The following is an 11,775-nucleotide window of genomic DNA, read 5'->3' on the forward strand; positions in this document are numbered from 1 at the left end:
GAGGCGGGTTAAGCAGCGTCAGAATGCTTCGGCGTTTCGATCGTCGAGCAGACTCTCTGCATCGCGGCGGCCGAAGAGCCAGAACATTGCAGGGGTAAGGAAGGTATCCAGCAGGGTCGAACTGATGAGGCCCGAGAAGATCACCACGGCCACCGGATGCAGAATCTCGGTACCCGGGCGCTCGGCCTCGAACAGCAGCGGTGCAAGCGCAAACGCGGTTACCAGTGCGGTCATCAGCACCGGCGACAGGCGCTCGATCGAGCCCCGCAGGATCATCGTGTGGTCGAAGCTCTCGCCCTCGATACGCATCAGGTTGAGGTAATGACTCACCTTGAGGATGCCGTTTCGCACCGAAATACCTGCAAGCGTGATGAAGCCGACGAGTGCAGCCACCGACAACGGCTGACCGGAGATCCACAGTCCAATCACCGCCCCGACCAGTGCGAGCGGAATGTTCGCCATGATGAGCGCCGAGAGTCGAACCGACTTGTAGCGGCTGTAGAGCACGACGAACATCAGCACGAGTGAGACGATCGAAAGCAACCCGACCAAACGGGATGCCTCTTCCTGAGCTTGGAACTGCCCGCCGAGGGTGATGAAGTAGCCCTCGGGCAACTTAAGGTCGGCCACGACGGCGCGGATGTCCTCGACGACCTCCGATAGCGGACGCTGCTGCGCATTGGCCGAGAGCACGATGCGGCGCTTACCGTCGTCCCGGCTCACTTGGTTCGGACCGTCACCATCCTCGATCGACGCCAGCTTCGACAAGGGCACATGTCCGGTCGGCGTTTCGATCAGGATCTGAGCCAGCCCGTCGACCGAGCGCGCCGTTTCCGGTAGGCGAACGACCAATGCGAACCGTCGACCACCCTCGACGATCTGGGTGACCTTCTCGCCCTCGACGAGGTTTTGCAGCGCGGCCAGAATCTGCGGTGCCGGCACCCCGTAACGGGCAGCGGCCGCATAGTCGATCCGCACCTTGATCTGCGGCGCGAGCACTTGCTTCTCGATCTCCAGGTCGGCGAGCCCCGGAATGGCGGCAAGCCGCGTTCGCAATACGTCAGCCTGACCGCGCAGGGTGTCGAGATCCTCGCCGAAGATCTTGATCGCAATCTGCGAGCGCACGCCCGACAGCATGTGGTCGATGCGATGTGAGATCGGTTGCCCGATCGCGATCGCAGCTGGCAGATTGACCAGTCGCGACCGGATGTCTGCGGTGATCTCACCCATTGAGCGGCTCAGCTCACCGGCGGGTTTCAGCCCCACATCGAGCTCGCTGACGTGGACACCTTCCGCATGCTCATCAAGCTCGGCCCGCCCGCTTCGGCGCCCGACGTGCGTCACTTCGGGAACCTGTTTCACGAGCACTTCCGCTTGCTGCGCGAGCACGGTCGACTCCGCCAGGGTAACGCCCGGGTTGAGCCGCATGCCGATCAGCAAGGTGCCTTCGTTGAACGGCGGCAGAAAGGTCGTGGGGAAGAACGGTACCGCAGCGGCAGCAATTGCCACCGCAACCGCACCCGCTGTGACGGCCGCCCTGGGGTGCTCGAGCACCCCCTGCAACGCCCCGCGATAACGTGCCTTGAGCCAGGCGAGCAAGCGCGTGTCACCGTGATCGAGGGACTTCATCCGGGGAAGCAGGTAAAAGGACAGCACCGGCGTCACGGTCACCGAGACGACCAACGAGGCGAGCGTGGAGACGATGAACGCCACGCCGAGCGGCACGAACAGCCGCCCCTCCATGCCAGGCAGCGCGAACAGCGGCAAGAACACCAGCACGATGATGATCGTCGCGTAAAGGATGGCCGAGCGCACTTCCATCGTTGCGCGCGCCACGAGTTCGATCGGGTGAAGCCGATGGTCGTGATGCTTTGCGCGGTCCTCCTTCAATCGGCGCAGCACGTTCTCTACGCCCACAACCGCATCGTCGACCAAGCCGCCAATCGCAATCGCGAGACCACCAAGGGTCATCGTGTTGATCGACTGCCCGAAATACTTGAAGACCAACGCCGTCATGAAGATGGACACCGGAATCGCGGTGAGCGCGATGATCGTCGGGCGCAGGGTGCCGAGAAAAAAGAAGAGGATTGCCGCAACGAACACCGATGCGCCAATCAGCTTACCCTTGAGCGTGCTGATCGATGCCTCGATGAAAGTCGCCTGCCGGAAGGTCACCTCCGGCGCATCCATCCCGGCCGGGAGCGATATCTTCATCTCTTCGAGCGCGGTTTCGATCGAGCGAGTCAGGTGAATGGTGTCCGCCGTAGGCTGCTTCTGAATGCCGAGGATGACGGCCGGCTTGCCCTCGAAGCCCGCATCCCCCCGTTTGGGCGCCGCTGCGAAGGTCACGGATGCGATCTGACGCAGCAGGATCGGCTGGCCATCTCGCGCAGTGATCGCGAGGTTCTTCAGATCCTCCAGGCTCGAGGTCCGACCGAGATGGCGGATGAGATATTCGCGCCCGTTCAGTTCGAGAAAGCCCCCCGAGGTGTTCGAGGAGAAGCCTCGAATCGCCCCTTCCAACTGCTCCAACGAAACACCGAGCTCAGCCATACGGCGGGTGTCGGGCTGAACCTGGAACTGCCGCACCTCCCCGCCAATCGGGATGACTTGCGCGATGCCGGCGATCGCCATCAGGCGCGGACGAAGAACCCAGTCCGCATACTCTCGGACCTGCATCGGCGAGATCTTCGCCGTGTCGATCGGGATCGCGATCTGCATGATCTCGCCCATGACCGAGCTGATCGGCCCCATGCGCGGAATCACGTCTTCAGGCAACCCTTCCTCCATGGCTGAGAGGCGTTCCGACACCATCTGCCGGGCGCGGAAAATCTCGGTACTCCAGTCGAAGGTCACGTAGATGAAGGACAGCCCCGAGCTCGAGGTAGAGCGCACTGACTCCACGCCGGGCAAACCATTCATGGTGGTCTCGAGCGGAAAGGTGATGAGTTGCTCGACCTCCTCCGCCGCCATGCCGCCGGCTTCGGTCATGATCGTGACCGTCGGCTTGTTGAGATCCGGAAATACGTCCACGGGTGTTCGCGAAAGCGTGAACGCACCGTAGGCCATCAGTACCAGGCTGGCGATAATCACCAGCAGCCGGTTACCAAGGCTGTTGTCGAGTAGCCACTTGAACATCGGATAGACTCCCGGTCAGCGGATCTGGTTGATCAGCGTGGCGGCACGGGAGGCGACCCGCTCGCCGGCTTCGAGGCCGGACGTCACCGCAATGTTCACGCCGTCCAGCGGCGCGATCGTGACGGTCCGGGACTCGAAACGTTCGGGCGCCGTCTTTACCCAGACGATGGTTTGGTTTGCCGAATTCTTCAGCACCGATGCTGCGGGAACGCTTACACCCTGCTGCGTGCTGCGCGACTGGACGAAGACCTCGACCGGCTGCCCCACGGCAAGAAAGGCCAGCGCTTCCCCTTCGGCTGCAAAGGTGAGCGGCAAGGCCTGCTCGCGCAGGCTGCGGGCGGCGCCGATGAAGGTGAGCGGGATCCGCTGGTCGCCGACCGCAAGACTTGCAGAGGCGACATCCGCCGCTATTTCTGGATCATAGGAGAGCGCCTCGACACGCAGCCGCTTCGGGTCGACGATCTCGAACACGAGCTCGCGCGCATCGACCACTTGGCCTGACACGGCGTTAGTCGATGCGATCACACCGCTGACGGGTGCGGTCAGGACATCACGGGCATTGAGGCCACCACCGATCGCTTTCGATCTGGCCCTCAGGCTGGCAAGCTCGCTTTCGGCCGCCTCGATCTCCTTGCGCGGTACCGTGTCGGCGAGTTCCTTCAGACGCGCAAGGCGCTTTTCCACAAGGGCCCTGGCCGCGTGCAGCTCGGCCAATTGCGCCATCTGGTTAGACCGCTCGATCTGGTCCGTCGAAGGACTAACGTAAGCCAGCACGTCCCCCTTCTTCACGGCCTGACCGACGCTTGGCAACCCCTGCGGGCCCGCCTCCAGGCGCCCAGCCACCATGGCCTGCACCTTTCCGCCGGCATTTGGGTCCATGACCACCTTGCCGGCCAGCGCGGTGGTACGCGGCAATTCGCCGGCTTCCGTAACCAACGTGCGAACACCGATCTGGCGTTGTGCCGGCTTTGGCAGAAAGACACTGCCATCGGCTTGCCGTTGTGGCCCATTGCCTCCTGCCACAACTGGACCTTCATCGCCATGATCATGGCCTTCGCCAGCAAAGGCATTCCACGAGGCACTGGCCGATACCAGCGCCAGCGCAGCAAACAGTACGCTCAGCTTCATGCGGCACCTCCAGTCGAGCGATTACGCGAATTCCCCTTGCGAAGCACAACCCAGCCGATGAGGCCTAGCACAAGCCCCCCCGCGCCTGCCCCAATTGCGTAGGGTTTCATGTCCAATTCGGCAACCTCTTCGTGCGCCTCGGCGGCGGTCTCATGCAAGTCGAGCTCACCAGCGAGCAAATCGGCGTCCTGACCGGCAATCACCGTTGCCGTGACAGAGACGACACCCGGCTTGAGCGTCTCCTCGAGCGTGGCCTCGAACTCACCGTCGGCATGGGGCGTGAGCGCAACGGCCTTCCCATCGAGTTCCAGATCGACCTTTGCGTCCTTGACCGGACTGTTGTCAGCGAAGTGGTCAAGATAGACGGTGACGTTCTTGCCATTCACTACGCCGACCAGCTCGAAGAGTTCCGAGACGGCGGTAAATCGCGGCAATGCCGGGCCCGCCGTGGTCGCGGGCGCTTCTCCATGGTCGTGTCCGTCACCGGCCAGCGTTTGCGGGGCAAGCCCGACAAGCACGGCAGCGAGGCTCCATGCCGCGAGGGTATGAGTGGATTTCATTTGGGGATCCTGTTATTCATTCGGGAAGCAGGCCCAACGCTTGGCGCTGGGCCGAGATGGCGGCTGCCAGATCAATACGCGCGCGCGCGCGCTCGCGCTCAGCTTCGGCCGCCTCGAATTCGATGCGCAGACGGGTCGGCAGATCGGCCTCACCGAGGCGGAACGCCTTCTCGAAGAAGCCGCGTGAAGCCTGTGCGAGGTCGGAGCGCCGTTCAGCAGCGGCGACCTGCTGCCGTCTCAATTCGACGCGCTGGTGCGCCATCTCTGTTTCGGCCAGCAGACGTTCGAGTTCGATCTGGAGTTGCGCCTCGGCCTCGATGGCCTCTGCATTGGCGCTTGCAACGCGGGACCGGCTGCGCGAACCGGAACCAAGCGGAATGCGCAAGCCCAGCGTGACCGTCTGTTCCCAGGATTCACCCGATGCGCCGCGTTCGCGGGTGGTCGTGACACTCAACTCCGGATTCGCGCGGCCCTGAACGCTGGCAAGGGTCATCGTGCGCCGCGCAACATCGACCCGATCACGCAGCTCGGCCACTGCAGGGTGCGCCGTCTCAAGAATCTGTGTCGGTGTCGCAGCGGAGGGGACGGGCTCCGGCGCAGACATCCCGCTGGATGAGCGTTCTGGCCCGATTCCAGTGAGCGTGCGCAACTGCTGTGCAGCATCTGCAAGGGCGCTTTCTGCCTCGGCGACGGCGGCTTCAGCTGTAGCTTGCACACCGTCGGCCTGATGCTGATCTGCGCGCGCCAGATCACCCGCCTTGATGCGCTTGGCCACGTCGGCGGCCAGTTCGCGGGCGTTCTCGAGACCCGCCCTCGCCAGCGTCACATCTACGCGCGCGCGTTGCCAATCCCAATATGCTGTGCGTACCGCTGCAGCGGTGCGCAACTGCGCGCCGCGAGCCCGGCTCGCCGTGGCAGCTATTTCGGCAGTGGCGAGGGCTGCAGTGCTCGAACGTTCGCCCGACAGCCAGATCGGAACCGCGATGCCGACCTCGTACTCACGGCTCCCGCGATTGCTGTCCAACTGATCGGTTTTTCCGGCTACCTCTAGGGCGGGCGGTTCGACAAACCAACTGTCGGCACTGTCGCGGCGCGCTTGCGCCGCTTCCTGTTGAGTCGTGAGCGACAGCGCTTCAGGCTGGCGTGCCCATGCTGCCTCGAAAGCGTGCTTGAGGGATAGGGCGGTACTTGGAGCCGGGGGGGCGGGCTGCTGCGCCCAGGCACCATTGACGGCAAGGCCGAGCATTAGCCCAGGCAGCCATTTGAGACGAAGTTGCTGAAACATCCAATTCTCCGTTGATGTAAAGACACGGGGAATCGGCAGAGGGCGATCGGACCGATCGCAATGGACGCATGACGCTACCGCTCAAAGCGGTAGGAACATCAAGAGGGAATGAAGGCGACCGCCCTGCCGATCAGGCTGGGCGGGCCCATTTAGGGCGTTCGGGCTCTGCGGGATGCTCCGCAAGTGAGCACCCAGGTGTGACGCCGATGGGGAGGGATGCCTGATGCTGTGTGAATAGCGCGCTGGACTCACTCGTTACTGCTGAAGAGCCCACCACCTGGCACGATGCGCAGTCTGTGTGTGCGCCCTTCGTCAAGCCCCCTTTTTCCTTGCCTTTTGCATCTTCGGTGTGACGATGCGCGTGATGACCAAAATGATTGGCTGCGGCACCGGATTCGTGCGCGCAGTAATCGCCCACCGCCGCCCAACTCAGTTGGGCAGGCAGCAGGATCAAGAGGAAAATCGCAAGCCAACGACGCATGGCGCGGATTCTATCAATAAGGATTTGCTATCGTCGACAGCGACGGTACCAATGGGCAGACCAAACGGCGCTTTACGAGAACCTGCTGGGCGAAACGCCTGGACGGCCCGACGTCTCGCGCCGATAGGTGGCTTCAGGAGCCACTGTACAGTTCATTCATGTACGCGCGCTCTGTCGGGGTCATGTCGACCAGCTCCTTGAGGACTTCTGCACGGGTCTTGCCGGGTCCGGAAGCACGCGAGGGCACCGCGAGGCCACGCTGCAGGTAGAAATAGCTGCCATCGGCCTTTGCCTGTTCGAGCTCGCGCAACACCTCGGCGCGGGTTTTCGTGCTCGTGGAGTGATCCGGATGGAACGTGAACCCCTGCTCGCCGGGAGCGGGATGCCACAGCGAGCTGGCTTGCGCAGCCGCAGGAACGACAAGGACGGCAGCAAGAAGCGAAAAAAGGGCAGTGGTGCGGGTTTTCGACATGACAAGACTCCTTCGTTCAACGTGAGAGGTGGCGTTCGGCATAAGCCGCTTGGCGTCGCCTTGCACCGAACACGTCGCGGACTTTAAGGGTCCATCCTCGTCGAATCGCGAACTGCCAGATTACGATTTCGTAATGTGATGGTTTCGGCATCTCCGCGATAATCGCTGCATGAAGATTCTGGTTGTGGAAGACGAGCCCAAGCTCGCCGAATACCTACGCAGGGCGCTCACCGAAAGCAATTACATCGTGGATGTCGCGCACAGCGGCACGGATGGCCGCTATCTCGCGACCGAAGGGCATTACGACCTCGTCCTCCTCGACGTCATGCTTCCGGGGCTGGATGGCTATGCCGTCTTGCAAGAACTGCGTCGGGGCAAACACGTACCCGTCCTGATGCTGACCGCGCGGGACGAGGTCGAGGATCGGGTCAGAGGCCTGCAGGCGGGTGCCGACGATTACCTGGTGAAGCCGTTTGCTCTGTCCGAGTTGCTCGCTCGCGTGCAGGCCTTGTTGCGGCGCGGTGCCTTGCGCTCGGATAGCCAGGATTCAACGGTGCTCCGTTTGGCGGACCTCGAACTCGACCTGGTTCGACGCAAGGCGTCACGATCCGGGCAGCGCCTCGACCTGACCGCCAAGGAGTTCACGTTGCTGACGTTGCTGCTGCGCCGGCAAGGGCAGGTCCTTTCCCGTACCGCGCTCGCAGCGCAGGTGTGGGACATGAATTTCGACAGCAATACGAACGTGGTCGAAGTTGCGGTGCGCCGGTTGCGCGGCAAGATCGACGACGCTTTCGAGAAGAAGTTGTTGCATACCGTGCGCGGCATGGGATACGTCCTTGAGGACCGGAAGCCCTGAGAATGCGCAATCCGCGTTCGCTTAGCCGCTGGTTATCGTGGTGGCTCGCCGTGCTGGCCTCGCTGGGGCTCGGCTTGGTCTGCTCGATCGTTTACGTGGGCGCGAGTCTAAATCTCTCCAACAAGCAGACGGACGAACTGCGGCACAAGCGGGACATAGTGCGCCATCTCGTCGGCGAGATCGCAACGCGGGACGCGTTGCCGAGCCTGCGTCACAAGCTCGACGACTTCTTTGTGGGCCATGCCAACCTCGAGTTACGGCTGATCCAGGGATCTGACGCTCTTCTGTACGCAACTCCGGCGCGTTCAAGCCCCGGCGCAATCCTGCGGCGGGATGAGTTCGAAATCTCCGTGCCATGGTCGCCCACAACCATGCTGCGCGCCGAATTGATGCTCGACAGCAGCGCCGACGCGCTGCTTTTGGAGCAGTTGGCCTGGACGCTACTCGCGAGCGCCCTTGGTGGAGCGGCGGCCATCTCAGTGGGCGGCGCATGGCTCGTTCGTAGAGCGCTCTTGCCTGTTCGCGACCTGGCTCGACAAGCAGCGGCCCTAAGCCCGGAAAGCGTTGGACAGCCGCTTGACGGCTCCGCCCAGGCACAGGAGCTTCAGCCGTTGGTCACACAATTCAACGCGCTCCTGGTTCGATTGAACCGCGCATATCAACAACTGGAAGGGTTCAACGCCGATGTCGCTCACGAGCTGCGCACACCGCTGGCGACCTTGATTGGTGAGACCGAGCTAGCTCTGAGTCGTCAGCGCGATGTCGCCGAACTGCGCGATGTGCTCGGATCGAACCTCGAGGATCTTCAACTTTTAGCGGGGCTGGTCAATGACATGTTGTTCTTGTCCCGGGCCGATCGCGGGGAGCGCGCCCGTCGCCACCGTGTGGATAGCCTGGCCGAACTGGTGTCCGAGGTCATCGAATTCCACGAAGCGTCAATGCAGGAGGCCGGCGTGACTGCGCGCTTACGCGGTGACGGCATGGGCACAGTCGATGCTGGGTTGGTTAGGCGTGCGCTCTCGAACCTGCTCGCCAATGCGACCCGTTTTGCAGAGCGCGGATCGGTGATCGAGATCGATATCAAGCAGGACGCAGATGGCCGCATTTGCCTGTCTGTCAGCAACACGGGCCCTGTCATCCCCCCGGAGCATTTGCCTCGTCTATTCGACCGCTTTTATCGGGTTGATGGGGCCCGCGAACATCGCGACCATAACCACGGGCTCGGCTTGGCGATCGTAGCTGCGATCGCGCGAATGCATGGCGGCGCCACCTTTGTGCGGTCAGCTGCCGGAACGACGAGCGTTGGCCTTACCATGACCGTTATGGATAGCTGTTCATAACGGCCATCGGACTAAACCGCTCGCGCGGTAGGGGTGTGCTGAACCGCTCGTGACGAGCATCGAAGTTCGTGGTTTCCATCGGCAGCGGGCTTGCCATGGTGGGAGATGAGGCAATCGGCCTCATTTTCGACAGGAGCAAGCCATGGACACCCCGACTCGTCCCGTCAGCCCCTTGCGCCAGCGCATGCTCGACGACATGCGGATGCGCAAGCTCACCCCCAAGACGCAGAGTGCGTACATCCGTGCGGTGTGCCGGTTCACGCGCTATCTGGGGCGCGCGCCCGATAGCGCCACGGTGGAGGACCTGCGCAACTACCAGTTGCACCTGGTCGATACCGGCACCTCGCCGATGTCGCTCAACGCCGCCATCAGCGGGCTGAAGTTCTTCTTCGATATCACGCTTCAACGCGGCGAGTTGATGGCACGAATGCAGCCGGTCCGGCTGCCGCAGCGCTTGCCGGTGGTGCTCAGCCGCGAGGAGGTCGCGCGCCTGATCGCCGCCTGCAACAATCTCAAGCACCAGACGGCGCTGTCGCTCGCCTACGCGACCGGACTGCGAGCGAGCGAAGTGGTCTCGCTCAAGGTCAGCGACGTCGACAGCGGGCGCATGACCCTGCGGGTCGAGCAAGGCAAAGGCCGCAAGGATCGCTACGCGATGCTCTCGCCCCTGCTGCTGGAGCGGTTGCGCGTGTGGTGGCGGGTCGCCCGGGCGCAGGGCAAGATGCTCGATGGCGGCTGGTTGTTCCCGGGCCTCAACCCGATCGAGTCACTGAGCCCGCGTCAGCTCAATCGCGCTGTTCAGGCCGCCGCCCTGGCGGCCGGCATCGACAAGCGGGTGTCGATGCACACGCTTCGCCACTGCTTCGCGACCCACCTGCTCGAGCAGAAGGTCGACATCCGCATCATCCAGGCGCTGCTCGGCCACAAGAAACTCGACACCACGGTGATCTACACGCAGGTCGCCACCGACCTGCTGCGCGAGGTCGTCAGTCCGCTGGAGATGCTGCAGCCGGCGTAGGCGCATCGTGGTCCGCTCCGCACTGGAGGTCGCGGACATCTTCCGCGCCTTCGGGCCGGCGTGGCGTCTCGCCCAGCACGGCCACTTGAGCCTCGGGCAGTTGAAGGTCATGTCGGCCATCGAACAGTGCCGCACTGCGGCGCTGGGTGGGCATGTGCTGCGCTGTGAGGCCTGCGAGCAGATCGACATCAGCTACAACTCGTGCCGCAACCGGCACTGCCCGAAGTGTCAGGCGCGGGCTGCCCAGCGTTGGCTCGAGGCCCGGCAGGCGGACCTGCTGCCGGTCGAGTATTACCACGTGGTCTTCACGCTGCCGGCGCCGATCAGCGCGTTCGCCTACACGAACAAGGCGCTCGTCTATCGGCTGCTGTTCGAGGTCGCCGCCGAGACGCTGCTCACCATCGCTGCCGATCCGAAGCACCTCGGCGCGACGATCGGCGCCACGCTCGTGCTGCACACGTGGGGTTCGGCGATGACGCACCACCCGCACGTGCACGGCATCGTCCCCGGGGGCGGCCTGTCGGCCGACGGGCAACGCTGGATTGCCTGCAGGCATGGCTTCTTCTTGCCGGTCCGCGTGCTCTCGCGGCTGTTCCGGCGGCGTTTCCTGGAAGAGCTGGCGAAGGCGCATCGCGCCGGGGCGCTGCGCTTCTTCGGCGAGTTCGCCCCGCTGGCACAAATGGCCGCGTTCCTGCGCTGGCTCGCGCCGCTGCGCACGAGCGAATGGGTCGTCTATGCCAAGCGGCCCTTCGCCGGCCCCGAGGCGGTGCTCGCCTACCTGTCGCGCTACACCCATCGGGTGGCGATCTCGAACCGTCGCCTGGTGTCGCTCGACGCCGGCAGCGTCTCCTTCCGCTGGAAGGACTACCGCGCCAAGGGGCGCACCCGCCACAAGACGATGACGCTCACTGCCGAGGAGTTCATGCGCCGCTTCCTGTTGCACGTGTTGCCATGCGGCTTTCACCGCATCCGGCACTACGGATTGCTCGCCAACGCAGGACGGCGGCAGCACCTAGCGCATGCGCGCGAGCTGCTCGTCGCGACGCCGCCAGACGATCCACGCGCCATCGCGGTGGAGCCAGCCGCCGCGCTGTCGACCACGCCCACCGCCGGCTTCGTGTGTCGCTGCTGTGGATCGGTGATGCGCGTCATCGAGACCTTTGCTCGGGGTGCGACGATCCGGGCGCCGCCACTCCATGGGGCGACCTCATGACCGGGCATCGCGTCCACGCCCGCAGCCTTCCGCCAGCACCCGTTCGGACGGGCCTGGTCGAAACCCGCTGCGCCCGCCACGCGCCTTCGCATCACATGTCGCGCTGCACTGACGCCGCCCATGCCACCGAGGGCGGGCAACGGCTTCACGCAACACGCCGCACATGGCGCAGCACCATGCACATCGCGTACCTGCGCGGTCGGGCGGCGCTCAAATGCCCATAGCGCTGCGCCCCGATTGAACGGCCTCGCCTCGTTTCGCGGTTTCCTCCCCCGGGCTTTGTC

9 protein-coding genes are annotated in these 11,775 nt (G+C 63.8%); 4 read left to right on the forward strand and 5 right to left on the reverse strand.

What is annotated here, in order from left to right:
* Positions 1-18: 18 nt before the first annotated feature.
* The 5 genes from ACZ5PP_RS17025 to ACZ5PP_RS17045 all read right to left on the reverse strand — a co-directional run bounded on the left by ACZ5PP_RS17025 (position 19) and on the right by ACZ5PP_RS17045 (position 7,064).
* Positions 19-3,138: an efflux RND transporter permease subunit gene (locus tag ACZ5PP_RS17025; RefSeq protein ID WP_464826354.1), complete on the reverse strand. Its 3,120-nt coding sequence runs from the start codon at positions 3,136-3,138 to the stop codon at positions 19-21.
* A 15-nt stretch (positions 3,139-3,153) separates the two neighbouring features.
* Entirely contained in the window at positions 3,154-4,266 is a 1,113-nt protein-coding gene (locus tag ACZ5PP_RS17030; protein ID WP_002924861.1) for an efflux RND transporter periplasmic adaptor subunit, read from the reverse strand.
* Positions 4,263-4,826, reverse strand: a complete 564-nt coding sequence (locus ACZ5PP_RS17035) for a hypothetical protein (RefSeq protein ID WP_021249916.1) — start codon at positions 4,824-4,826, stop codon at positions 4,263-4,265. Before ACZ5PP_RS17035 ends, ACZ5PP_RS17030 begins: the two co-directional genes overlap by 4 nt.
* Positions 4,827-4,842: 16 nt before the next feature.
* On the reverse strand, positions 4,843-6,111 hold the full coding sequence (locus tag ACZ5PP_RS17040; protein ID WP_464826355.1) for a TolC family protein: 1,269 nt from the start codon (positions 6,109-6,111) through the stop codon (positions 4,843-4,845).
* A 614-nt stretch (positions 6,112-6,725) separates the two neighbouring features.
* Positions 6,726-7,064, reverse strand: coding sequence for a DUF4148 domain-containing protein (locus ACZ5PP_RS17045; RefSeq protein ID WP_004248732.1), 339 nt, complete (start codon positions 7,062-7,064; stop codon positions 6,726-6,728).
* A gap of 169 nt (positions 7,065-7,233) precedes the next feature.
* Between ACZ5PP_RS17045 and ACZ5PP_RS17050 the strand changes: the two genes are divergently transcribed.
* From ACZ5PP_RS17050 to ACZ5PP_RS17065, 4 genes are all read left to right on the forward strand, one after another.
* On the forward strand, positions 7,234-7,920 hold the full coding sequence (locus tag ACZ5PP_RS17050; protein WP_002924878.1) for a heavy metal response regulator transcription factor: 687 nt from the start codon (positions 7,234-7,236) through the stop codon (positions 7,918-7,920).
* 2 nt (positions 7,921-7,922) lie between these two features.
* Positions 7,923-9,260, forward strand: a complete 1,338-nt coding sequence (locus ACZ5PP_RS17055) for a heavy metal sensor histidine kinase (protein WP_454458197.1) — start codon at positions 7,923-7,925, stop codon at positions 9,258-9,260.
* 142 nt (positions 9,261-9,402) lie between these two features.
* Positions 9,403-10,278, forward strand: coding sequence for a tyrosine-type recombinase/integrase (locus ACZ5PP_RS17060; protein WP_021250131.1), 876 nt, complete (start codon positions 9,403-9,405; stop codon positions 10,276-10,278).
* 7 nt (positions 10,279-10,285) lie between these two features.
* The gene (locus ACZ5PP_RS17065; RefSeq protein ID WP_464826356.1) at positions 10,286-11,491 is read left to right on the forward strand and encodes an IS91 family transposase; all 1,206 of its coding nucleotides are present in this window, start codon (positions 10,286-10,288) and stop codon (positions 11,489-11,491) included.
* Positions 11,492-11,775 lie beyond the last annotated feature (284 nt).

Source organism: Thauera sp. DNT-1, from assembly GCF_055393985.1.